The sequence below is a fragment of the Promicromonospora sp. NPDC090134 genome (genome assembly GCF_044746965.1).
Taxonomy (GTDB): Bacteria; Actinomycetota; Actinomycetes; order Actinomycetales; family Cellulomonadaceae; genus Promicromonospora.
Genome location: NZ_JBIVCZ010000002.1, coordinates 106544 through 130124 on the forward strand (window position 1 = coordinate 106544; position 23581 = coordinate 130124).

General features: G+C 72.8%; 19 protein-coding genes. 2 read left to right on the top strand and 17 right to left on the bottom strand.

The window, feature by feature from the left end:
* Positions 1-23: 23 nt before the first annotated feature.
* The 16 genes from dapB to rimP form a co-directional block, all read right to left on the bottom strand.
* Positions 24-797, bottom strand: a complete 774-nt coding sequence (gene dapB / locus ACIPN7_RS06935) for a 4-hydroxy-tetrahydrodipicolinate reductase (RefSeq protein ID WP_400539359.1) — start codon at positions 795-797, stop codon at positions 24-26.
* Positions 798-886: 89 nt separating this feature from the next.
* Positions 887-2215, bottom strand: coding sequence for a M16 family metallopeptidase (locus ACIPN7_RS06940; RefSeq protein ID WP_400539361.1), 1329 nt, complete (start codon positions 2213-2215; stop codon positions 887-889).
* 1 nt (position 2216) lies between these two features.
* Entirely contained in the window at positions 2217-4463 is a 2247-nt protein-coding gene (locus ACIPN7_RS06945; protein WP_400539363.1) for a polyribonucleotide nucleotidyltransferase, read from the bottom strand.
* Positions 4464-4686: 223 nt separating this feature from the next.
* Positions 4687-4956, bottom strand: coding sequence for a 30S ribosomal protein S15 (gene rpsO, locus ACIPN7_RS06950; protein ID WP_020016810.1), 270 nt, complete (start codon positions 4954-4956; stop codon positions 4687-4689).
* Between the two features lie 205 nt (positions 4957-5161).
* The gene (locus ACIPN7_RS06955) at positions 5162-7066 is read right to left on the bottom strand and encodes a heme peroxidase family protein (protein WP_400539366.1); all 1905 of its coding nucleotides are present in this window, start codon (positions 7064-7066) and stop codon (positions 5162-5164) included.
* 136 nt (positions 7067-7202) lie between these two features.
* On the bottom strand, positions 7203-8753 hold the full coding sequence (locus ACIPN7_RS06960) for a DUF6297 family protein (protein ID WP_400539369.1): 1551 nt from the start codon (positions 8751-8753) through the stop codon (positions 7203-7205).
* Positions 8750-9430, bottom strand: a complete 681-nt coding sequence (locus ACIPN7_RS06965; protein WP_400539372.1) for an ATP-binding cassette domain-containing protein — start codon at positions 9428-9430, stop codon at positions 8750-8752. Before ACIPN7_RS06965 ends, ACIPN7_RS06960 begins: the two co-directional genes overlap by 4 nt.
* 44 nt (positions 9431-9474) lie before the next feature.
* Positions 9475-10908: an ATP-binding protein gene (locus ACIPN7_RS06970; protein WP_400539374.1), complete on the bottom strand. Its 1434-nt coding sequence runs from the start codon at positions 10906-10908 to the stop codon at positions 9475-9477.
* A gap of 69 nt (positions 10909-10977) precedes the next feature.
* Entirely contained in the window at positions 10978-11997 is a 1020-nt protein-coding gene (locus ACIPN7_RS06975; protein WP_285105025.1) for a bifunctional riboflavin kinase/FAD synthetase, read from the bottom strand.
* Between the two features lie 114 nt (positions 11998-12111).
* Positions 12112-13143: a tRNA pseudouridine(55) synthase TruB gene (gene truB, locus ACIPN7_RS06980; protein ID WP_400539378.1), complete on the bottom strand. Its 1032-nt coding sequence runs from the start codon at positions 13141-13143 to the stop codon at positions 12112-12114.
* A 5-nt stretch (positions 13144-13148) separates the two neighbouring features.
* Entirely contained in the window at positions 13149-13697 is a 549-nt protein-coding gene (gene pyrE / locus ACIPN7_RS06985; protein WP_400539381.1) for an orotate phosphoribosyltransferase, read from the bottom strand.
* Complete coding sequence (rbfA, locus tag ACIPN7_RS06990; protein ID WP_400539384.1) at positions 13694-14134, bottom strand: 30S ribosome-binding factor RbfA; 441 nt, start codon at positions 14132-14134, stop codon at positions 13694-13696. Before rbfA ends, pyrE begins: the two co-directional genes overlap by 4 nt.
* A gap of 102 nt (positions 14135-14236) precedes the next feature.
* Complete coding sequence (gene infB / locus ACIPN7_RS06995) at positions 14237-17218, bottom strand: translation initiation factor IF-2 (RefSeq protein ID WP_400539387.1); 2982 nt, start codon at positions 17216-17218, stop codon at positions 14237-14239.
* Positions 17219-17394: 176 nt separating this feature from the next.
* On the bottom strand, positions 17395-17670 hold the full coding sequence (locus ACIPN7_RS07000) for a YlxR family protein (protein WP_182614532.1): 276 nt from the start codon (positions 17668-17670) through the stop codon (positions 17395-17397).
* Positions 17671-17748: 78 nt separating this feature from the next.
* Positions 17749-18798: a transcription termination factor NusA gene (nusA, locus tag ACIPN7_RS07005; RefSeq protein WP_400539391.1), complete on the bottom strand. Its 1050-nt coding sequence runs from the start codon at positions 18796-18798 to the stop codon at positions 17749-17751.
* A 1-nt stretch (position 18799) separates the two neighbouring features.
* Positions 18800-19393 (bottom strand): ribosome maturation factor RimP, encoded by a 594-nt coding sequence (gene rimP / locus ACIPN7_RS07010; RefSeq protein ID WP_400539393.1) that lies wholly within the window; start codon positions 19391-19393, stop codon positions 18800-18802.
* Positions 19394-19588: 195 nt separating this feature from the next.
* On the opposite strand from rimP, the gene ACIPN7_RS07015 reads away from it, so the two are divergent.
* Positions 19589-20650: a DUF4439 domain-containing protein gene (locus ACIPN7_RS07015; protein ID WP_400539395.1), complete on the top strand. Its 1062-nt coding sequence runs from the start codon at positions 19589-19591 to the stop codon at positions 20648-20650.
* Positions 20651-20665: 15 nt separating this feature from the next.
* Here the strand turns inward: ACIPN7_RS07015 and ACIPN7_RS07020 are convergent, their stop codons facing one another.
* Entirely contained in the window at positions 20666-22492 is a 1827-nt protein-coding gene (locus ACIPN7_RS07020; RefSeq protein ID WP_400539398.1) for a proline--tRNA ligase, read from the bottom strand.
* A gap of 93 nt (positions 22493-22585) precedes the next feature.
* Here ACIPN7_RS07020 and ACIPN7_RS07025 point away from each other — a divergent pair, with 93 nt between their 5' ends.
* Positions 22586-23500: an Fpg/Nei family DNA glycosylase gene (locus tag ACIPN7_RS07025; protein ID WP_400539400.1), complete on the top strand. Its 915-nt coding sequence runs from the start codon at positions 22586-22588 to the stop codon at positions 23498-23500.
* The last annotated feature ends 81 nt before the right edge of the window (positions 23501-23581 follow it).

A 23581-nucleotide genomic window follows, 5' to 3' on the forward strand; every position in this document is an offset into this window, starting at 1 on the left:
CGGACGCTCCGACGCGGGCTCGCTCACGACAGGTCCAGCACGTTCTCGAGGCCCACGGTCAGCCCGGGACGGGAGACCACGGAGCGGATCGCGAGCAGCACGCCCGGCATGAACGAGGCCCGGTCGAACGAGTCCTGCCGGATCACGAGCTGCTCCCCCTCGTTGCCGAACAGGATCTCCTCGTGCGCCACGAGCCCGCGCAGCCGCACGGCGTGCACGCGCACCCCGTCGACGTCGGCGCCGCGGGCCTCCCAGCCCGTCTCGGTCGCGTCCGGCGACGGGCCACGGCCGGCCTCGGCGCGCGCCCGGGCGATCGCGGCGGCCGTGTGCCGGGCGGTGCCCGACGGCGCGTCCACCTTGTTCGGGTGGTGCAGCTCGACGACCTCGGCCGACTCGAAGTAGCGCGCCGCCTTCGCGGCGAACGTCATGGCGAGCACAGCCGAGAGGCCGAAGTTCGGGGCGATCAGCACGCCGAGCGCGCCCGTGCTGCCCCGGCCCCCGGGCGACAGGTCCGTGAGGTGGGCCGCGACCCGCGCGCGGGCGGCGTCGTCCCATCCCGTGGTGCCGACCACGGCGTGCGCTCCGGCGTCGAGCACCGCGTGCACGTTGGCCTCGGTCACGCCCGGGACGGTGAAGTCCACCGCGACGTCGGCCCCGGCGAGGGTCTCGGCGGAGACGGTGTCGCCGCGCCCGAGCCGGGCGACGAGCTGGAGCCCGTCCGCCGCCTCGACCGCGGCGCAGGCCTGGGTGCCCATGCGCCCGGTCGCACCGAGCACGGCCACCTTGATGTCACTCACGATCTACACCCTAGTTCCTCGCCGAGTGCTGGATATTCGCGCTTCCGAGGCCTCCGGAAGGACGAATACCCAGCACTCGGCGGTGCGGTTCAGTTGTCGAACGGGCCCACGCGAACCACCGAGCGCGGCCGCGCCGCGAGGTCCTGCGCCAGGTCCCGCACGTCGGCGGCCGTGACCGCCTGGATGCGCTCCAGCGACTCGGCCAGCGACAGCAGGTCTCCGTACACGAGCTCGGCCTTGCCCAGGCGGCTCATCCGCGACCCGGAGTCCTCCAGGCCGAGCACCGTGCCGCCGGAGAGCTGCCCCACGGACCGCTTGAGCTCGGCCTCCGTGATGCCGTCGTTCGCGAGCTTCTCGAGCTCCTCGACCAGCAGCTCGGTGACCTGGTCCGCCTTGGCGGACGCGCAGCCCGCGTACAGGCCGAACGTGCCGAGACCGCCGTGCGCCGAGGCGAACGAGTACGTCGAGTACGCCAGGCCCCGCTTCTCGCGGATCTCCTGGAACAGGCGCGACGACATGCCGCCGCCGAGCACGGCGTTCAGCACGGACAGCGCGAAGCGCCGGTCGTCCGTGGCCGAGATACCGGTGGAGCCCACGATGATGTTGGCCTGCTCCACGGCGCGCTTCACGGTCAGCTCGGCGCCCGCCTCGGGCACGCCGGCCCGGTCCTCCGTGGAGGAGCGGCGGTCCCGCGGCCGCGTCGCGGCGTCGAGGTCCCAGCCGCCGTCGGTCAGGGCCTGGGTCACCTGCTGCACGAGCTTGTCGTGGTCGATGCCGCCGGCCGCCGTGACGACCAGGGTCTCCGGACGGTAGTTCCAGCGGTAGTGGTCCCAGACCGCGTCGCGCGGGACGGCGTTGATCGTCTCCGGCGTGCCGCCGATGGGGCGGCCCAGCGCGTGGTCGCCCAGCACGACGGCGGAGAACTGCTCGTGCACGACGTCGGTCGGGTCGTCGTCGTTCATCGCGAGCTCTTCGAGGATGACGCCGCGCTCGGTCTCGAGCTCGTCGGTGTCGAGGCGCGCGGACGTGACCATGTCGGAGATGACATCGACCGCCATCGGCAGGTCGGAGTCCAGCACCCGCGCGTAGTAGCAGGTGTGCTCCTTGCCGGTGGCGGCGTTGGCCTCACCGCCGACGGCGTCGAACGCCTCGGCGATGTCCATGGCCGTGCGCCGCGCGGTGCCCTTGAAGAGCAGGTGCTCCAGGAAGTGCGTCGAGCCGAAATGGCCGTCGGTCTCGTCCCGCGAGCCGACGCCGATCCAGGCGCCCACCGTGGCCGAGCGCTGGCCCGGCATGTTCTCGGTGAGCACACGGACACCGCCGGGCAGGACGGAGCGACGGATCGTCGCGCCGTCCTGCCCGGCGGTCAGCTCGGCACCGGGCTCGCCCGTGGGTACGAGCGGCAGGTGCCACGTCATGTCAGGCTTCCGCGGGTGCGGTGGCCTCGGCGGCCGGCTCGGCGGCGTCGGACGAGGCCGACTCCTCCTCGTCGGTGACGGCGACCAGCGAGAGCTTGCCGCGCGGGTCGATCTCGCCGATCTCGACCTGGACCTTCTGGCCGATGGACAGCACGTCGTCGACGTTCTCGACGCGCTTGCCACCCACGAGCTTGCGGATCTGGCTGATGTGCAGCAGACCGTCCTTGCCCGGGGACAGCGAGATGAAGGCGCCGAACGACGTCGTCTTGACGACGGTGCCGACGAACCGCTCGCCCACCTCGGGGACGTGCGGGTTGGCGATCGCGTTGATCGCCGCGCGGGCGGCCTCGGCCGAGGGGCCGTCGGTGGCACCGATGTACACGGTGCCGTCGTCCTCGATGGAGATGTCCGCGCCCGTCTCCTCCTGGATCTGGTTGATCATCTTGCCCTTCGGGCCGATGACCTCGCCGATCTTGTCGGTGGGGACCTTCACCGTGATGACGCGCGGGGCGTTCGGGGACATCTCGTCCGGGACGTCGATCGCCTCGGCGAGGACCTCCAGGATCGTCAGGCGCGCGTCGCGCGCCTGGCCCAGGGCGGCCGCGAGGACCGACGCCGGGATGCCGTCGAGCTTGGTGTCGAGCTGGATGGCGGTGACGAACTCCTTGGTGCCGGCGACCTTGAAGTCCATGTCGCCGAACGCGTCCTCGGCGCCCAGGATGTCCGTCATCGCGGCGTAGCGGGTCTCGCCGTCCACGGTGTCGGACACGAGGCCCATGGCGATACCGGCGACCGGGGCGCGCAGCGGCACACCGGCGTTCAGCAGGGACAGCGTGCTGGCGCACACCGAGCCCATGGAGGTCGAACCGTTGGAGCCGAGAGCCTCGGACACCTGGCGGATCGCGTAGGGGAACTCCTCGCGGCTCGGCAGGACCGGCACCAGGGCACGCTCGGCGAGCGCACCGTGGCCGATCTCGCGGCGCTTCGGGCTGCCCACGCGGCCCGTCTCACCGGTCGAGTACGGCGGGAAGTTGTAGTTGTGCATGTAGCGCTTGCGCGTCTCCGGACCGAGCGAGTCGATCTGCTGCTCCATGCGGAGCATGTTCAGCGTGGTGACACCCAGGATCTGGGTCTCGCCGCGCTCGAAGATCGCCGAGCCGTGCACGCGGGGCAGCACCTCGACCTCGGCCGAGAGGGTGCGGATGTCCGCGAGGCCACGGCCGTCGATGCGGACGCCGTCGGTCAGCACGCGCTGGCGCACGAGCTGCTTCTGGAGCGAGCGGAACGCGGCCGACAGCTCCTTCTCGCGGCCCTCGAACTGGGCGTCGAGCGTAGCGTGGACGGTCGCCTTGAGCTCGTCGAGCGTGTTCTCACGCTGCTGCTTGTCGGCGATGGTCAGCGCGTCGCGCGTCGGCGCGGACACGGCCGCCTCGACGGCGGAGTACGCGTCGGGCTGGTAGTCCGGGAAGAGCGGGAACTCCTGCGTCTCCTTGGCGGACTGGCCGGCGAGCGCCACCTGCGCGTCGCACAGGGCCTTGATGAACGGCTTGGCCGCCTCGATGCCCTCGGCGACGACCTCCTCGGTCGGCGCGGCGACGCCCTCGTTCTTGATCAGGTTCCACGCACCGTCCGTGGCCTCGGCCTCGATCATGGCGATCGCGACGTCGTCACCGACGGCGCGGCCGGCCACGACCATGTCGAAGACCGCGCGCTCCTTGTCGGAGTACTTGGGGAACGCGACCCACTGGCCGTCGATCAGCGCGATGCGGACCGCGCCGACCGGACCGTCGAACGGCAGGCCGGAGATCTGGGTGGACGCCGACGCGGCGTTGATCGCCAGCGTGTCGTAGGCGTCGTCCGGGTGGATCGCCATGACGGTGATGACCACCTGGACCTCGTTGCGCAGGCCCTTGACGAACAGGGGGCGCAGCGGGCGGTCGATCAGACGGCAGGCCAGGATGGCCTCGGTCGAGGGACGGCCCTCGCGGCGGAAGAACGAGCCGGGGATGCGGCCCGCGGCGTACATCCGCTCCTCGACGTCCACCGTCAGCGGGAAGAAGTCGAACTGGTCCTTGGGGTGCTTGCCGGCCGCGGTGGTCGACAGCAGCATGGTCTCGCCGTCGAGGTACGCGGCGACGGAGCCGGCGGCCTGCTTGGCAAGGCGTCCGGTCTCGAACCGGACGGTACGGGTGCCGAAGCGACCGTTGTCGATCACGGCCTCGGCGAACTGGATCTCGGGACCCTCCACGGGTGCCCTCCTTCTCTCGGTGTTCTCTTGGAACGCCCCCGTGCCCGACGGTCATCGATCGAGGCCCACCGAGCCGCCGCTCGCGTGGAGCGGAAGCGACTCGGGAAGCCACTACCGAGGACCGGACGAGGTCACGGGCGGCGGTGTTCAGTTGTCGTACTACAGCATCTCACCAGACCAGCCCGGCCCCCGCGACGGGGGGCCGGGCTGGTGGGAAGCATGATCAGCGACGCAGGCCGAGCTTGTCGACCAGGGCGCGGTAGCGCTCGATGTCGATCCCCTTGAGGTAACCCTGGAGACGACGGCGCTGACCCACGAGGAGCAGCAGACCACGACGGCTGTGGTGGTCGTGCTTGTGCTCCTTCAGGTGCTCGGTGAGGTCCTTGATGCGCTGCGTGAGGAGCGCGATCTGCACCTCCGGCGAACCCGAGTCGCCCGGCTTGGTTCCGTACTCGGAAATGATCTGCTGCTTGGTGGCAGTGTCGAGCGGCATGGCTCTCCTTCGGTGTTGTTGCGCGGTGCTCCGGGACTTGATTCACCGGGGCGCTCTGGATCCGCGGCCGTTCTGACGGCGGTACCACATTACCAGTGCTTGACGCCCCCGCCCGCCGCCGGAGCTGTGAGCCCTCCCGCACGTGTCAGACGCTCAGGTCACCCGGGTGACCTGAGCGTCTGACACGTGCGGGGGCTCTGACAGGTCACGCGCCGTCGTGGCCCGCGTACCCGTCGCCGTTACGGCGGAAGAGCGGGATCCCGGACTCGTCCTGCCCGATCGGGAAGACCCCGGCGAACGCCAGGAGGTCCGAGATCGTCGTGACGAGGCGACCGTCCTCGAACCGGACCCCGTAGGCGGGCGTCCAGTCGCCGCCGGGGTGGCGCATGAACGACTCGGTGTCGAGCCGCAGCAGGTAGACGAAGGTCTCCGCCAGGATGCGGCTGCCCACCTCGCCCAGGAAGTTGCCGTTGCCCTGGACCTCGGCCTCCTTGAGCACGTAGTACCACAGCGGCGTGCCGGCCAGGTCGTCCAGCGCCGCAACGACCTCGGGCGCCGCGTTCTGCCGCAGTTGCGCGGGCGTCAGCGGACGGGCCCGCAGCTCCTGCGCCACCGCCTCCCCGGTCGGCAGCGCGAGCATGTAGCCGCGCAGCAGGTTGCGCTGCGCGAGCTGCTTGAGCAGCGCCTTGATCGGTTCGGCGGCCGCGTTGCCCTCGTTCAGCAGGTGGCCCAGGCCGTCCGCAAGGAACGGGTCGATCTTGCGGGCCATGCGGAACGACAGGGGGTCGCCCTTGTCGGTGAGCCGCGGCCACTCGACCGGCCAGTTGGACGGTAGCGCCGGCGACGGGTTCGCCGGGTTCGGGGACAGCCCGCCGTTGCCGGTGAACCGGAACAAGAAGTCGAGGGACGCCACCCCGCCCGGGCCGTTGCCCGTGAAGTTGACGTTGAAGTCGTAGGCACCCCGCACCATCGAGTGGCCGAACCGGAACGCCGCCACTGCGAACTCGAGCGGCATCGACACCCGGCGCGCGGGCCGGAACAGCGTGGGCCCCATGGCCAGGACGGAGTCCAGCACGCCCGGCTTGGTCAGCGTGCGCAGGTAGTCGTGCACGACCAGCCACTGGTAGTGGAACCGCACCAGCTCCCGGGCCCGGTCGAACAGCTCGCGCTGGGTCACCGCGTTCCACGGTTCGTGCCGCGCCACCCAGTCCACGACGGCGTTGTGGAACCGGATCATCGCCACGTGGAACTGGGCGACCACGAGGTTCTCGTCGTTGCGGCTGTCGGGGACGAGCGGCATGCGCTCGCTGCCCGGCTCGGTGCTGCGCGGCAGGTCCCGCTGCGGGTCGTCGCCCGGTGCCACGAGCGAGAACGGTCCGAACGGCTCGGTGCCGATCCGGCCGAGGCGCAGCTTGGCCGAGTTCGGTACGTACGCCGCCTCGCTGCGCGTGGTGCCGCGGTCCTTCTCGCCCTCGAACCGGGGGCCGGACCCGTACAGGCTGTCCAGGTCGAGCAGCGGGTTGCGCCCGTTGTGCAGGCTGCGCCGCACCACTCGGGGCGCGAACGCACGGAACGGCTCGCTCACGATGTCGCCGAGGGCCTGGTCGCCTCCGGGGCCGCTGCCGTCGTCCGGGCCGTTCGTGTTGAGCGTGATGTCGTGGTCGATGAACTGGCCCCAGTAGGTGTAGATGCTGGGGATCGTCGAGTCGCGCGGCGGCGCGGGCGGCGTCGTCGGCGTGCCGGCGGGCGCCTCGATCATGCCCGCGCCGAGGCGCAGCAGGGCGTCCCGGGTGCGGGCCACGTCATCGCCCACCGGTAGGTGCGCGGCCGGGAACTCCGGTACGAGGTCGCGCAGCAGGTAGTCGAACGACGTCGTCGCGTCGAACCGGTTCTCGCGCAGGTCGCGACGCACCGCCGCCTCCGTGCGCGGCATGAGCGTGGCCGTGCTGTCCTTCGGGTCCTCCGGGGCGTCCGGGTCTGCGGGCACGAACACACCGCCGTGGCCGATCCGCCGGACCGTGCGGCCGGCCGGCGTCTGCGCCAGGTCGATCGCCTCGTGCGGGCTGTGGTTCGGGTCGCCCTGCGGCGGCGCCTGGGTGGTCTGGACCATGGAACTCTCCTTGCTGGGGGTAAAGGTCTTCCACCACAGACGGAGTGACGCGGGTCACAGCCACGTACACACCCGAGCCCGAATGCCGCTGGCCAGGGCGGACGGACGGACGGCGCGGCCTGCCCGGTGCCGGAGATCAGCGCGCCGCGCGCCACACCGCCGCTACGGCCGCGACCACCTGCGCGACGACGAGCTCCGGGGTCACGCCGGTGACCACCGACCACGCGAGCGGGATCGTGCCGAGCAGTGCCAGGTCGGGCCCCTTGAGCCGGTGCAGCACCAGCCCGGTCGGGAACGCGCCCGCCGGGGTGGCGATCATCGGCACGTCCCACCGCACCGGTCCTCGGTAGGCCGCCCGGATCGCGGCGGCCCCGAGCACGACGGCGGCGGGCGCCGCGACCGCCAGCCACGGCCCGCCCCCGCTGACCACGGCCACGAGCAGCAGCACGACGCCCGCGGCGAGCGCCGGCCACACCGTGCGGACGGCGCGGGTGGTCCGCGCACCGAGCGGCACCAGGGCGTCGAGCCGTGGGTTCTCCCCCGCCGCACGCGGCCCACCGGCCCCCGCGAGCGCACCGGCGTACCCCACCCCGGCCAGGACCGCCCAGAGGCCGATGCCGTCGGCGAGCGCGGGCACCTGCACGGCCACGGCCCCGGTGGACGCCAGCGCGAGCAGCGCCGCGAGGGACGCCGGCGAGCGCAGCAGGAGGGCGGCGTCCGCGGCGAGCAGGGCGCCCACCGGACCGCGCGCAGCCCGGGGCACCCACGCGAAGGCGCGCGACGCCGTCGGCCCGGTGCCCAGGGCCCGGCTGACGCCGCCGCCGTCGAGCGAGAGCAGGGCGGCCGACGCCTGCATGGCGGCCGATGCGCGGGCGCGCAGCGCCCCCGCCCGGAGCCGGTCCAGGCCACGCACCCAGGCCACGAGGGCGACGACGCCGATCGCGGCCGGTACCACGGGCACGCTCCACGGCACGGCCCAGGCAGCCCACGCGGGGGCCCAGAGCGCCAGGCCGAGACCGGCCACCGGTACGGCGGCGAGCAGGACGTCGAGCGCCCGGCCGGGCACGCTGCCCGACGCCGCGCCGGTCACCTGCAGCACACCCACGCCCGCGACGACCAGCAGCCCGACGGCGCCGCCGAGCACCGCGTCCACGACGATCCCCGCCGGGTCGACGCCGGCGAGCGTCGCGGGCGCACCACCCACGACCAGGCCCGCGCCGATGCCGCTGAGCACCGCGCGGACCACCGACGGCGAGGTGAGCCCGGGCCGGTCGGCGGGCGTCGGCACCCACCAGCGCACGCCGGCGGCGGGCAGCCCGGCCGGGCCGAGGCGCAGCGCGACCGACGTTCCCCCGACCACCGCGAGCGCCAGCACGAGGGCCTGGACGAGGCCCGGGCCGAGCCCGAACGCCGTGGCGTCGGAGCCGAGCAGCTCCCGCACCGGGCCGCCGAAGCCCCACAGGTACAGAACGACCAGGGCGAGCGAGATCACGACCTCGGCGACGTCCAGCGCCACCCGGCCAGGTTCGGCCGGGAGGTTGTGCGCCCGCACCCGCGCGGTCAGCCGGCGCAGCTCGACGCCGGTGAAGCTCTCCTCGTCCCGGCCGACGAGCCGCGGGAGCACCGGGGTGCGGGCTGGGCCGCCGGCCCCCCGAGCGGTCCCCGCGCCCGGCGCCTCGCCCGTCACCGGAAGCCCGCCAGCACGCCGGGCGCCTCGGCGGGTTCCAGCAGCACGGCGGAGTCGTCGGACAGGAGCACCGCGCTCGCGCCGGTCGCCGCCAGGAGCCGGTCGTCATGCGTGGCGAACAGGACGGCCGTGCCGGCCTCCGCCTCGGCGCGCAGCGTGTCGCCCAGCCGGGCCCGCATCGCGGTGTCGAGGCGCTGCTCCGGTTCGTCGAGCACGAGCAGGTCACGCGGCCGCACGAGAGCGCTCGCCAGCAGGAACCGGCGGCGCTGCCCCGACGAGAGCGTGTGCGGCATGGCGCTCCCGCGCCCCGTGATGCCCACGTGGTCGAGCACCTGGTCCGTGACGGCGCCGGCGTCCGGCACGCCGTGGGCGCGGGCGGTGAGCACGAGGTGCTCGCGGACGGTCACGCCGGGAAAGAACGCGTCGTCGTCCAGCACGCCCGCGACGCGGGCGCGGAAGCGCCGTTCCCGCTCGTCCACGAGGTGCCCGAAGGCGCTCGCCGTCCCCGAGAGCGGCTCCTGCAGGCCGAGCACCGTCCGCAGCAGGGTGGACTTGCCGGTGCCGTTGGCGCCGATCACGGCGACGATGTCGCCGGCCCCCAGCGTGAGGCTCACGGGCGCGCAGACGGCGTTGCCGCCGTACCCGACCACCAGGTCGGACAGCTCGAGGTAGGTCATGACCAGCCCAACGCGCGAGCGGCCGGAAGATCTCCCGACGGGCCTCATCCCCAGGCCGAGACGATCTCCTCCGGCCCCCAGTGCTCCGCCAGCGGAAGACCGGCGTCAAACCCGCTCCGGGCCACGGCGACCAGGGGCGTGTCCTCGTCGGTTCCCGGCACGACGCCACGGGCGCGGGCCAGGTCGTCGAGCTCGTGCCGCCCGAAGGTGTCGGCCTCGTACCACTTCACGGAGCCGATGAACTCGACCCGTCGTGCCGTCGGGGCGCGGTCGGCTCCGACCAGGTCCACCTCCGGGTTGTTCTGCCTGTTCCACCATCCGCCGACCGCCTCGACGTCCGACCACCGGGAGCCGAGCAGGACTCTCGTCAACGACTCCCGCACGAACGGCTCCACCGCCCTGCCACGCCATGTGCTCCACGATCGCTCGATGCGGTCGAGTGCCAGGTCTCCGCGCCCGCGCTCGACGAGTGGGATCGCGCGTCGCAGAAAGGCGAGCCAGAAACGCAGGTAGGGGTCCCCGAGGCGGTAACGCTTGTTCTTCGTGTCCGACGACGTCGAGAGCGGGAGGTCGGTCTCGACGATCCGCTTGGCTTCCAAGGTCCTGAGCAGAGGGTTCAACGTGCCTGCTGGCAGGGAGCCCGAGTTCCCGGCCGCCGCGGCGATGGCCGAGAACGTCCGCTCGCCGTCGCCCACGGCCTCCAGGATCGCCCTGCTCCGTGAGGACTGCGGGAACTCGCCGAGCAGCGAGAGCTCACCGGCGACAAGAAGCGGCGAGAGCGGATCACTCAGCGCGCCGCGGAGGAACTCGACCCGCGGCTGGCCGGATGCCCAGGTCTGGACGATCTCAGGAAACCCACCGGTGATCAGGTGCGCGTCGATCGCGTCGGCGGCACTGAGACCCGCCATGACCTGGACGTCTGCCGGGTTCAGTGGCGCGATGTCGATCTTGGTCGCGCGCCCGAAGAACGGCCGGCCGTAGGTCTGCAAGGCCTCCATGACCGACAGGTCGCTGCCGATGAGCAGCAGCAGCACGGGCTTCTGCGAAAGGTGCTGGTCCCAGACCGTCTGGAGCGCCCCTTCGAACTCGGGGTCCTGCTCGACCAACCAGGGCACCTCGTCGAGGACCACGACGGTCGGCCGGTCGCCCGGCAGGACCTCGGCGAGCGCGCGGAGCGTGCCGTTCCAGTCCGGTGGGCTCAGGTGCGCGAAGATCTCGGGCGCGCGCAGGCTCGACTGGGTGAGCGTGGCAAGGAACTCTCGCCGCTCGGCCATCGCGTTGCGTCCCCGCGTCGCCTGGAACACGAGATAGTCACGTCCGCTGCGATCACAGAACTCCTGCGCCAGACGCGACTTACCGACGCGCCGCCGGCCGGTCATGATCAGTGCCCGGCCTCGCGTGGTGCCCGTTCCTGCGTCGACACCGTCCAGCAGGCCGGCGAGCCGGCGCAGGTCCGAGTCGCGTCCGCGAAACTCCATGCTCGTCTCCGTAAACTAAGATCGGATCTTACTAAGATTAAATCTTAGTTCATGGAGGGTGCGCCCGCCCTACGGCCGCAGGATCTTGCGGGCCCGCGCCACGTCGTCGTTCATCTGGGCGATCAGCGGCTCCATGCCGTCGAACCGCAGCGTGGGGCGCAGGTGCGCCACGAACTCGAGCACGACCGTCTGGTCGTACAGGTCGAGGTCGGTCCGGTCGAGCACGTAGGCCTCGACGCGGCGCTCCACGCCGTCGAACGTCGGGTTGGTGCCCACGGAGATCGCGGCGGGCAGGATCTCCTCCTGCCCCAGGCCGGCGCCGGATGCGGTCGCCCGGTCGTGCTCGGGCCCGGCGAGGCTCGCGCAGGTCGCGGCGGTGCCGCGGCGCAGCCAGCCCGCGTAGACGCCGTCCGCCGGCACCAGGCCGGTGATGTCGCCGAGGTTGGCGGTCGGGAAGCCCATCTCGCGGCCCCGCGCGTCGCCGTGCACCACGGTGCCGCGCACGAGGTGCGGGCGGCCGAGCACGTCGGCGGCCTGGTCCACGTCGCCCTCCGCGAGCAGCGCGCGCACGGCCGTGGACGACCACCGCTGGTGCCCGTCGCCCTCACCGGCCGAGTCGCCGACGTCCTCGATGGCCACGACCTCGAACCCGTGCTGCCCGCCGAGCTCGACCATCGTGGCGAGCGTGCCCGCGTTCTGCTTGCCGAAGCGCACGTCGTGCCCCACCACCACGGTGCGGGCCCGCAGGCCGTCGACCAGATACCGGGACACGAACTCCTCGGGCGTCTGGGCCGCGAAGTCGAGGGTGTAGTTGACCAGCAGGGTCGCGTCGAGACCGGTGCGCTCCATGAGCGCCAGGCGGTCCTCCAGGCCCGTGATCAGCTCAGGGGCCGAGTCGGGCCGGTGCACCGCGGAAGGGTGCGGATGGAACGTCACGGCGACGGCGCTGGCCGCGTCGCTCCGGGCGAGCCGGAGGATGCGGTCGAGCACCGCCTGGTGGCCGCGGTGAACGCCGTCGAAGTTGCCGATCGTCACCACTGATGGTCCGAATCCCGGGGGAACCTGTTCCAGGTCCGTCCACAGCTGCACGCGGGTTGCTCCTCATGAATCGGGTGGCGCAGGCGCTAGGGCCGCTCGCGCGACATCCGCACCGGTCGTCAAGCGTAGCCCGACCGGGACCGTGCCCGGCGCTCACCGGTCCGGTCAGGGCGCGGGGGCGAGCACCAGGACCGGCTTGGCGAGGCTCTCGCCGCGGCGCCGCGTGTCCTCCAGCAGCGCCACGAGCGTGCCCGACGGCGAGAGCGCCGCCACGACGTCGGCGCGACCCGACGGCTCGACCCACTGACCGTAGCCGAGCGCCCGCACCTCGGCCTCGTCCAGCTCACGCACCGGGAAGGTGCCACGCGCGGCGTCGGCCAGCGGGAGCGTGGCCAGCGTGCCGTCGGCGTCGGCCTGCGCCTCCAGCTCCTCCAGCGTGCGGGCGCCGTCCAGCGGGTAGCCGCCCACCCGGGTGCGGCGCAGCGCGGTCAGGTGGCCGCCGGTGCCGAGAGCCGCGCCGAGGTCGCGGGCCAGGGCGCGCACGTAGGTGCCCGACGAGACGGTGACGCGCACGTCGACGTCGACGACGGGCACCTCGCGGGTCGGGCCGTCGCCCTGGCCCTCGCCCGGATCGCCGGCGTCGGTCAGGTCGCCGTCGGGCACGACCGCCGTCGTCGTGCGGACGTCCAGGACCTCGAACCGGGACACGGTGACGGGCCGCGCCTTCAGCGCGACCTCCTCCCCCGCCCGGACGCGCGCGTAGGCCCGCTTCCCGTCCACCTTGATCGCGGACACGGACGTGGGCACCTGCAGGATGTCGCCCGTGAGGTCGGCGACCGCGGCGTCCAGCACAGCCCGGTCCACGCGCCCGACGGCGTCGGGGCCGGCCACGGCGGCGACCGTCCCCTCGGCGTCGTCCGTGGTCGTCGCGACGCCCAGCCGGATCGTGGCGTCGTAGTCCTTGTCGGCGCCGACCACGTAGGTCAGCAGCTTGGTCGCCCGGCCGATCCCGAGCACGAGCACGCCGGTCGCCATCGGGTCGAGCGTGCCGGCATGGCCGACCTTGCGGGTCCCGGCCAGGCGCCGCATCCGCCCGACGACGTCGTGGCTGGTCCAGCCCTGCGGCTTGTCGACCACGACGAACCCGTCGGCGGCCGTGGGACGGCGCGCGGGAGCCTGCGGGGTGGGAGAGGTCATGGGGATCAGTATCCCGCGCCCGCGGCGCGCCGCGCGGCATCGAGGTCGGCCTTGGTCAGGACGGCGCGGACCTCCACGCCGACGTCGGCCAGGGGCGTGCTGCCGGCCGGGCTGCGGTCGATCGCGCAGACCACCGTGTCGACGACGGCCCCGGCAGCCCGCAGCGCCGACGTCGCGGCGCGGACGGCGCCGCCGGTGGTGATCACGTCCTCGACCAGCACGACCCGGCGGCCCTCGACCGGCGGCCCCTCCGCGAGCTTCGCGGTGCCGTACTCCTTGGCCTGCTTGCGCACGTACAGCGCGCCCGTGCCGGTCAGGCCGCTGAGCACGGTCACGATCGGCACCCCGCCGAGCTCGAGGCCGCCGAGCAGGTCGGCGCCCGCAGGGACCAGCGGCACCATCTGGCGCGCGACCCGGGCCAGCAGCGCCGGGTCCGTCTCGAACAGGTACTTGTCGAAGTACTCCGACGCCGCCTGGCCCGACCGGAGCGTGAACGTCCCGGTCAGGCGGCAGGCGGCGTCGATGTCACGCGCGAGCGCGGGGTCGGAGGTCACTCGGCCTCGGCGTCGTCCTCGCGCGGCTTCTTGTACGGGTCCTCGTCACCCGCGTACCGGGCCCCGGCACGCAGTGCCTCGAGCTCGGCGTCCCGCTTGCGCGCCTCGATCAGCGCGGCGTCGAGGTGAGCAGCCGTGTCGGGGACCGAGTCGAGGTGGAACTCGAGGGTCGGCGTCAGGCGGATGCCCGTCTGCTTGCCCACCTCCGAGCGGATCAGGCCCGTGGCGCTCTTCAGCGCCGCGGCGGTGCCCTCCCGCTCCTCGTCCGAGCCGTAGACCGTGTAGAACACCGAGGCGTTCTGCAGGTCGCCGGTCACCCGGACGTCCGTGACCGTCATGAAGCCGAGCCGCGGATCCTTGATCCGCGTGTCGATCATCTGCGCGACGATCACCTTGATGCGGTCGGCGAGCTTACGAGCCCGCGGATTGTCGACCATGGTCCAGTCCTTTCACATGCGCCGAGTCAGCATGCTGGTCCGCGACCCGCGGGGAGCACCCCTACGGATCGCGGACCAGCATGCTGACTCGGCGATCGGAAATCAGTCGCGCGGCTTCTCGCGCATCTCGAAGGTCTCGATGATGTCGCCCTCGGTGACGTCGTTGAACGACCCGAGACCGATACCGCACTCGAAGCCCTCGCGGACCTCGGTGACGTCGTCCTTCTCGCGACGCAGCGACTCGATCGTGAGGTTGTCCCCCACCACGGTGCCGTTGCGGAGCACGCGCGCCTTCGAGTTGCGTCGGATGGTGCCCGAGCGGACCACCGAACCGGCGATGTTGCCGAACTTCGAGGAACGGAAGACCTGACGGATCTCCGCGGTCCCGAGCTGGACCTCCTCGTACTCCGGCTTGAGCATGCCCTTGAGGGCCGCCTCGACGTCCTCGATCGCCTGGTAGATGACCGAGTAGAACTTGACGTCGACGCCCTCGCGATCCGCCAGCTCCTCGACGCGCTCGCCGTACTTCACGTTGAAGCCGATGATCACGGCGCTGTCGACGGTGGCCAGGTTGACGTCGTTCTGCGTGATCGCACCCACACCACGGTGGATGACGCGCAGCTCGACCTCCTCGCCCACGTCGATCTTGAGCAGCGCGTCCTCCAGTGCCTCGACGGCACCGGACACGTCGCCCTTGAGGATGAGGTTGAGGCTCTCGACCTTGCCCTTCTTGAGCTCGGTGTCGAAGTCCTCGAGGCTGATCCGCTTGCGACGCTTGGCCAGCGTCGCGGCGCGCTCGGCCGCCTCGCGCTTCTCGGCGATCTGCCGCGCGGTCCGGTCGTCCGGCGCCACGAGGAACGTGTCGCCGGCGCTCGGGACGCTCGTCAGACCGAGCACCTGCACCGGGCGGGCGGGCAGAGCCGCGTCGACCGCGTTGCCGTGCTCGTCGAACATCGCACGCACACGGCCGTGAGCCGTACCGGCGACGATGGAGTCACCGACGTGCAGCGTGCCCGACTGGACCAGCACCGTGGCCACGGGGCCACGGCCCTTGTCGAGGTTGGCCTCGATCGCGACGCCGCGCGCGTCCTTGGTCGGGTTGGCGCGCAGGTCGAGAGCCGCGTCGGCGGTCAGCAGGACGGCCTCGACGAGGTCGTCGATGCCGATCCCCGGCTTCGCCGCGACGTCGACGAACATCGTGTCGCCGCCGTACTCCTCGGCCACCAGGTTGTACTCGGTGAGCTGCTGACGCACCTTCGCCGGGTTGGCGCCCTCGACGTCGATCTTGTTGACCGCGACGACGATCGGCACGCCGGCCGCCTGCGCGTGGTTCACGGCCTCGACCGTCTGCGGCATCACGCCGTCGTCGGCCGCGACCACGAGGATCGCGATGTCCGTGACCTGGGCACCACGGGCACGCATGGCGGTGAACGCCTCGTGGCCCGGGGTGTCGATGAACGTGATGGCACGCTCGGTGCCCTCGTGCTCGTGCGTGATCTGGTAGGCACCGATGTGCTGCGTGATGCCACCGTGCTCACCGGCGACGACGTCCGACTTGCGGATGGCGTCGAGCAGCTTGGTCTTACCGTGGTCGACGTGACCCATGACGGTCACGACCGGCGGACGCGCGGCCAGGTCCTCGTCGGACTCGCCTGCCTCCTCGGCCTGCAGGTCGATGTCGAAGGCCCCGAGCAGCTCGCGGTCCTCCTCCTCGGCCGAGACCATCTCGATCTGGTAGCCGAGCTCGGTGGCCAGCGTGCCGAACGTGTCCTCGTCGAGCGACTGCGTGGCCGTGGCCATCTCGCCCAGGTGGAACAGGACGGTCACGAGCGCCGCGGGGTTCGCGTCGATCTTGTCCGCGAAATCGTTCAGCGAGGCACCGTGACGCAGACGCACGACGGTGGTGCCGTTGCCGCGGGGAACCTGCACGCCGCCGAGCGACGGGGCCTGCATGGCCTCGAACTCCTGGCGCTTCGCCCGACGCGACTTACGGCCGCGGACCGGCTTGCCGCCGGCGCGCCCGAAGGCACCCTGCGTCGCACCGCGACCGCCGGCACCCCGACGCGGGCCGCCGAAGCCGCCACCGCCGCCACCACCGGGACGACCCGGAGCACCGGCACCGCCGGCGCCACCAGGACCGGGACGGCCACCGCCGCCGCCACCGGGGCGACCACGGCCGCCACCCGGTGCCGGGCGGTCGCCCGGACGCGGCATGTTGGTCTTGCCCGGCATCATGCCGGGGTTCGGGCGCGGGCCGCCGCCACCGGTGCCACCGGGACGGGGCGCCGAGGGACGCGGGCCGCCGGGGCGGGGACCACCCGGGCGCTCGCCGGCCGACTCGCTGCGCTCGGGGCGCTGCCCCGGACGCGGCATGCCCTGGCTGGTCGCGAAGGGGTTGTTGCCCGGACGCGGGTTACCGCCACCGGGACGCTCGCCGCCACCGGCCGCGGGACGGCCACCACGGCCGCCACCGGGACGGGGCATGCCCTGGCTCGTCGCGAAGGGGTTGTTGCCCGGACGCGGGTTACCGCCGCCCGGACGGCCACCACGGCCGCCGTCACGACCACCCGGACGCGCGCCCGAGGGGGCGGCGGCGGGCTTCGGCGCACCGGGCTTGGGGGCCGCGGAAGCCGGCTTCGGCGCACCGGGCTTGGGCGCCGCGGCGGCCGGCGTGGCCGATGCCGCGGGCGCCACAGGGGTCTGCTCGGCCGCCGGGGCCGGGGCAGGAGCCGCCGGCGCAGGGGTCGGTGCCGGGGCGGGCGCAGGTGCGGGAGCCGCCTCGGACTTCGGTGCCGGGGCCGGTGCGGGAGCCGGGGCGGGTGCCGCCTCGGCAGGCTTCCGGGCCGCGGGCTTCGCGGCCGGCTTCGGCGCGCTCTTCGCGGCCGGCTTTGCCGCAGCGCCCTTGTCGGACGCGCCAGCGGCGCCACCGACGGGGAACTTGTCGCGCATCGCTCGCTCGACCGGGGCCTCGAGGGTCGAGGAGGCCGAGCGGACGAACTCGCCCGCGGCCTTCAGCTCGCCCATCAGGGTCTTGCTCTCCACTCCGAGCTGCTTAGCCAGCTCGTGAACGCGGATCTTCGCCACATCTCTCCTGTCTCGGTCCGTCCCGGGACAGGGAGGACCACCGTTAGTACTGCGTACTCATCGCTGGGGACTCATCGGGTGCCCATCGGCTTCAAACCCGCTTCCTTGTCGACGAACTTCATGATTCGGCCGGGCGCTCTGTCGCGCCCGGTCGGAACGGTCTTGCGGCCGGCACCTCACCGGCCGAGGTGTGCTCGCACCTCGCCGAGGTCGAGGGGCCCGTCGGCGCGCAGTGCGCGGGGGACGGCCCTGCGGCGCTCGGCGAGCTCCAGGCACTGCGGCACCGGGTGGACCCAGGCGCCGCGACCCGGCAGACAGGCACGGACGTCGACGACGATGCGCCGTGGCTCTGCCACGTCGACATCATGCATCGGGGTGTCCAGCACCAGACGCAGGAGTGCAGACCGCTGGTCGCGCCCCCGACATCCGACACACGTCCGCACCGGGCCCATGACAGGCGGAGCGGGGTATGTCGAAGGACGAGCACGCGGCCCAGACTCGGACAGTCTACCGCGCCGACCCACCGGGCGTTACCGACCGCTCTGTGCGTCGGCGGCGGCGCCACCTGCGTCGGCGTCAGCAGCCTCGTCCGAGCGGATGTCGATCCGCCACCCCGTCAGCTTCGCGGCCAGCCGGGCGTTCTGCCCTTCCTTGCCGATCGCGAGGGACAGCTGGTAGTCGGGGACGATCGCCCGTGCGGCACGCGCGTCGGCGTCGACCACTGTGACAGACGACACACGGGCCGGCGACAGCGCGCTCGCCACGAAGGAGGCCGGGTCGTCGCTGTGGTCGACGATGTCGATCTTCTCGCCGTGCAGCTCGGCCATCACCGCGCGGACGCGGGCGCCCATCGGGCCGATGCACGCACCCTTGGCGTTCAGCCCGGACACGCGGGAACGCACGGCCATCTTGGTGCGGTGCCCCGCCTCGCGGGCGATGGCGGTGATCTCCACCGAGCCGTCCGCGATCTCCGGGACCTCGAGCTCGAAGAGCTTGCGCACCAGGTTCGGGTGTGTACGGCTCAACGTGATCTGGGGGCCCTTCATTCCGCGGCTGACCTCCACCACGTAGGCGCGCAGCCGCTCGCCGTGCACGTACTCCTCGGTGGGCACCTGCTCGTGCGGCGGCAGCACGGCCTCGGTGCCGCCCACGTCCACGAGCACCATGCGCGGGTCGCGGCCCTGCTGGATGACGCCGGCCAGGACCTCGCCCTCCTTGCCGCGGAAGGTGCCGAGCACCTGGTCGTCCTCGGCGTCGCGCAGGCGCTGGACGATCACCTGGCGGGCCGTCGCGGTCGCGATGCGGCCGAAGTCCTGCGGCGTGTCGTCGAACTCGGGTCCGAGCTCCACGGCGGGACGCGCGTCCGGGTCCTCGGGGTCCACGTCCACGGGCAGCTCCTCGCGCGCCCACACCGTCACGTGGCCTGACGCGCGGTCCACCTCGACCCGGGCCCGGTTGTAGGCGTCCGGGGTGCGGTGGTAGGCCGAGAGGAGCGCCTGCTCGATGGCCGCGACGAGGACGTCCAGGCTGAGGTCCCTCTCGCGCTCCAGCATCCGGAGCGTGCTCATGTCGATGTCCATGTCAGCCTTCCTCGTTGCGGCCGGGGTGACCCTCGGTCGTGTTGTCCGTAGCGGCACCGTCCGAGTCCTCGTCGGTGTCTTCACCTGCACTCTCGCCCAGTTCCGAATCCTCGGCATCCTGGGCGTCCTCGAGCCGTCGCAGCTCGACCTCGACCTTGCCCCGGGCGACGTCGCCGACGGGGACCCGCCGGTCGTCGTCGAGCACCAGCACGGCGCCCTCGGCGCCGTCGAGCACCTCGGTCAGCCGGCCCTCGACCCGGCCGCCGTCGGTGAGCTTGAGCGTCACCAGCCGCGTCCGGGCGCGCTTGAAGTGCCGCAGCTCGGTCAGCGGCCGGGAGGTGCCCGGCGTCGAGATCTCGAGCGTGTAGGCACCGGCGACGACGTCGTCCGTGTCCAGCGCCGCGGAGATCGCGCGCGACACGTCGCCGAGGACGTCGGAGTCCAGGCTGCCCACGGCGTCGTCCGGCAGGTCGACGGTGACCCGGACCACGGACTTGCTGCCCGCCCGGGTGGCGCTCACCTCCTCGAGGTAGAGCCCCGCGGCCTCGACCACCGGTCCCACCACCTCGCGGACCGCATCCGCCTGCTGTGTCATCGACTGCCTCCCGTCGGCTCCCCCGGGCGGGGGCACGGTTCGAGCCGGAACGGTTCGACCGATGTGCTGTTGTTGTCTGCGTCAAGCCTAACGAAGCGTCGGACCTCGGCACTTCGCGAAGAACGTGATGTCCGTGACCCGACCGCAACCGGGCGGGCACGAACAGGGTTCGAGAACGTGGCATCATCGGCCCCGATGAACCCCTCCGGCGGCACGGCCCGCTCCCGACGCAGGTCAGGTCTGACCGCGCTGGCCCTGACCTGCGCGATCATTCTCTCAGGTTGCGGGCTACGGCTCGAGACGCCGCCGCCGACGGAGCCCGTGCCGGACGCGGCGGAGGTCCTGCGGCGCACGGCGGTGGCCGACGCGCTGCTGGTGGCCGACCAGGCCGAGACCGCCGCGACGTCGGACGGGATCAGGGCCGACGTCAGGACCGAGCTCACCGTCATCGCCGAGACGGCGACCGTGCAGGCGGAGGAGCTCGGCGGCGAGTACGACTCGGGCCTCGGCGACATCGTGGCCGAGGACTCCGGTTCCTCGCCCTCGGCGACCGCCGAGGAGCCCACGCCGCGGGCCGTCGTCACGTCGCTGCGCGACGCCGCGACGCGCACCCGGGCCGCCGCCGACCAGGCGCAGTCCGGGCCGCTGGGCCGGCTGCTCGCCTCGATCTCCACGTCGCAGACGCAGCACGCCAGGACTCTCGCGCAGCTCACCGGCGCCGACGGCCCTGCCCTGCCCTCCACCGAGATCCCCGAGCCCGGCGATCCCGCCCCGGAGCCCAGCGAGGGCGACGAGGGCTCGGCGACGCCGGCGTCGGCCACGAGCGAGGAGGCGCCCGTGGCGCCCACCGGCCTGGCGGCCGAGGACCTGAGCGCCCTGATCCTGGCCGAGGACACCGCGGCCTACGCGCTCGAGGTACGAGCGGCACAGGCCGACGAGCCGATCCGCACCCAGGCGCTCGACCGAGCCGTCGTGCACCGCACGCGGGCCCAGGACTGGGCCGTCCTCGCGGGGACGGCCGGCACCGACCAGGACCCCCGGCGCGTCGCCTACGCGGTGCCCGGACCGGACACCACCACGACGGACCTCGCCCGCGACCTCGAGAACGGCCTGGCCCAGAACTACGCCTCGCTGGTCGGCCTCGCCGAGCCGGGCACGCGCGCCGTGCTGGTCGCGCTGCTGACGGACTCCACGCTCGCCGGCGCCCGCTGGGGCGCTCCGGCAGTCCCGTTCCCGGGACTGCCGGAGCTCGCCTGACCGTCGGGCTCGGCCTCAGCCGAGCAGGGCCTCGACCCGCTCGACCACGGCGTCCACGATGCCGGCCACGGGGAAGTGCTCCGACTCGCCCGCACGCGGGCGGACCTCGACCAGGCCGTCGGCCAGACCCTTGCCCACGGTGACCACGAGCGGGGCGCCGAGCAGCTCGGCGTCCTTGAACTTCACGCCCGGCGACGTCTTGCCGGCTCGGTCGTCGTAGAGCACCTCGACGCCGCGGGCGGCGAGCTCGTCCGCGATCTTCGCGGCCGCCTCGAACACCGCGGAGTCCTTGCCCGCCGCGACCAGGTGCACGTGCACGGGGGCGACGTGCGCCGGCCACGCCAGGCCGCGCTCGTCGTGGTTGGCCTCGGCCAGCGCAGCCAGGGCGCGCGTGACGCCGACGCCGTACGAGCCCATGGTCACGACGGCCTGCTTGCCGTTCTCGTCGAGCACCACCAGGCCCAGGGCCTCGGCGTACTTGCGGCCGAGCTGGAAGATGTGGCCCATCTCGATGCCGCGCGCGAGCTCCAGCGGGCCGGAGCCGTCAGGAGCCGGGTCGCCGACGCGCACCTCGGCGGCCTCGACGGCGCCGTCGGCGGTGAAGTCGCGGCCGGCCACCAGGTCGAAGACGTGCTTGCCGGGCTCGTTGGCACCCGTGATCCAGCGGGTGCCGGGCACCACGCGCGGGTCCAGCAGGTAGCGGATGGCGGGGACCTTCTCGCCGTCGGCGCCCTCGACCTGCTCGCCCTGGGGGCCGAGCGCCTGCGGGCCGATGTAGCCCTTGACGAGCTGCGGGAACTTCTTGAAGTCCTCCTCGGTGGCGGCCTCGGGCTCGGCCGGCGTCAGCGCGGCCTCGATGCGCTTGAGGTCGACCTCGCGGTCGCCGGGCAGGCCGACGACGACCAGCTCGCGGGTGCCGTCGGGCTGGACCAGCGCGAGCACCACGTTCTTCAGCGTGTCGGCGGCGGTCCAGGCACGGTCGGGGCGCGGGAACTTCTCGTTCGCGACGTCGACCAGCGTGGCGATCGTCGGGGTGTCCGGCGTGTCCTCGACGTGGGCCGCGGGGGCGTCGTCGTACGGGATCGCCTCGGGGACGGGCGTGACCACAGCCTCCACGTTGGCGGCGTAACCGCCGGGCGAGCGCACGAAGGTGTCCTCGCCGATCGGCGACGGCGAGAGGAACTCCTCGGAGCGGGAGCCGCCCATGGCGCCCGACATCGCCGAGACGATCACGTAGTCCAGGCCGAGGCGCGTGAAGATCTTCTCGTACGCCTCGCGGTGCTTCTGGTAGCTGACGTCCAGGCCCTCGTCCTTGACGTCGAAGGAGTACGAGTCCTTCATGATGAACTCGCGCCCGCGGATCAGGCCCGCGCGGGGACGCGCCTCGTCGCGGTACTTGGTCTGGATCTGGAAGAGGGTGACCGGCAGGTCCTTGTACGACGAGTACAGGTCCTTGACCAGGAGCGCGAACATCTCCTCGTGCGTGGGCGCGAGCAGGTAGTCGGCGTCCTTGCGGTCCTTGAGCCGGAACAGGCCGGCGCCGTACTCCTCCCAGCGACCCGTGGCCTCGTAGGGCTCCCGCGGCAGCAGCGCCGGGAAGTGCACCTCCTGGCCGCCGATCGCCACCATCTCCTCGCGGACGATCGCCTCGATCTTGGCCAGCACCCGCAGGCCGAGCGGCAGCCACGAGTAGATGCCCGGGGCGGCCCGGCGGATGTACCCGGCCCGCACGAGGAGCTTGTGGCTGGCGACCTCGGCCTCGGCCGGGTCCTCGCGCAGGGTACGGACGAAGAGGGACGACATGCGCAGCACGTCGCCCTGAGTGAGGCGTGCGGAAGACATGGGGCACAGCCTATCCGCGCGGAGGCCCGCGGCTCGCCTGGAATAAGTGGTACCTACCTTGCCGAGTTCAGGGAAGTTGCGGAGGATGAGGCCATGCCGGAGCTGCCCGAGGTCGCCGCGCTCGCCAACTTCCTGCGCGCGCGGACGGCGGGGCGCACGGTCGCCGCGGTGGAGGTCGGTTCGATCGCCGCGCTCAAGACGTTCGACCCGCCGCCCGCGGCGCTCGCCGGGGGCCGGGTCACGGACGTGGCCCGGCACGGCAAGTGGCTGGACCTGGCGGTCTCCCCGGCCTCCGCCGACGGCGCCCCGCTCCACCTGGTCTTCCACCTCTCCCGGGGCGGCTGGGTGCGCTGGTCGGACGCCCTGTCGACCAAGCCCGTCCGGCCGTCGCTCGGCGGTTCCAGCCGGGGCGCCGTCCTCGCCCTGCGCGTGCGGCTCGACGACGGCTCCGGGTTCGACCTGACCGAGGCGGGAACCCGCAAGCGGCTCGCGGTACACGTGGTCCGCGACCCGGCCGACATCGAGATGATCGCCTCGCTGGGCGTGGAGCCGCTGGCGCCCGAGTTCACCACCGAGGTGCTGGCTCAGCTGCTCGCGGCGAAGAACCAGCAGGTCAAGGGCCTGCTACGCGACCAGCGGGCCATCGCCGGCATCGGCAACGCCTACAGCGACGAGATCCTGCTCGTGGGCCGGTTCAGCCCGTACAAGCTGACCGGGACGTTCACGTCCGAGGAGACCGCCCGGCTGCACACCGCGATCGGCGACGTGCTCACGGAGGCGATCGAGGCGGCGTCGGGCAAGCCGGCCAAGGAGCTCAAGGACGCCAAGCGGGCCGGGATGCGGGTGCACGGGCGGACGGGCGAGCCGTGCCCGGGCTGGAACGGCGTCCCGTGCGGCGACACGGTGCACGAGGTGTCGTTCGCCGACCGGTCGATGCAGTACTGCCCCACGTGCCAGACGGGCGGCAAGCCGCTGGCGGACCGCCGTATGTCCAAGCTGCTGCGGTGACCGGCTGCTGTCCGCTGGCCGCACCTCTGCGCGCGCGATAACATAGCATCAACGCTATGTTGACTAGATGACTTGGCAGAT

Coding starts and splice junctions, on each gene's coding strand:
- ACIPN7_RS06940 (WP_400539361.1), bottom strand. CDS start 2,215: ATGACGTGGCACCTGCCGCTCGTACCCACGGGCGAGCCCGGTGCCGAG.
- rpsO (WP_020016810.1), bottom strand. CDS start 4,956: ATGCCGCTCGACACTGCCACCAAGCAGCAGATCATTTCCGAGTACGGA.
- ACIPN7_RS06955 (WP_400539366.1), bottom strand. CDS start 7,066: ATGGTCCAGACCACCCAGGCGCCGCCGCAGGGCGACCCGAACCACAGC.
- ACIPN7_RS06965 (WP_400539372.1), bottom strand. CDS start 9,430: ATGACCTACCTCGAGCTGTCCGACCTGGTGGTCGGGTACGGCGGCAAC.
- ACIPN7_RS06970 (WP_400539374.1), bottom strand. CDS start 10,908: ATGGAGTTTCGCGGACGCGACTCGGACCTGCGCCGGCTCGCCGGCCTG.
- truB (WP_400539378.1), bottom strand. CDS start 13,143: ATGACCTCTCCCACCCCGCAGGCTCCCGCGCGCCGTCCCACGGCCGCC.
- rbfA (WP_400539384.1), bottom strand. CDS start 14,134: ATGGTCGACAATCCGCGGGCTCGTAAGCTCGCCGACCGCATCAAGGTG.
- ACIPN7_RS07000 (WP_182614532.1), bottom strand. CDS start 17,670: ATGGGCCCGGTGCGGACGTGTGTCGGATGTCGGGGGCGCGACCAGCGG.
- nusA (WP_400539391.1), bottom strand. CDS start 18,798: ATGGACATCGACATGAGCACGCTCCGGATGCTGGAGCGCGAGAGGGAC.
- rimP (WP_400539393.1), bottom strand. CDS start 19,393: ATGACACAGCAGGCGGATGCGGTCCGCGAGGTGGTGGGACCGGTGGTC.
- ACIPN7_RS07015 (WP_400539395.1), top strand. CDS start 19,589: ATGAACCCCTCCGGCGGCACGGCCCGCTCCCGACGCAGGTCAGGTCTG.
- ACIPN7_RS07020 (WP_400539398.1), bottom strand. CDS start 22,492: ATGTCTTCCGCACGCCTCACTCAGGGCGACGTGCTGCGCATGTCGTCC.
- ACIPN7_RS07025 (WP_400539400.1), top strand. CDS start 22,586: ATGCCGGAGCTGCCCGAGGTCGCCGCGCTCGCCAACTTCCTGCGCGCG.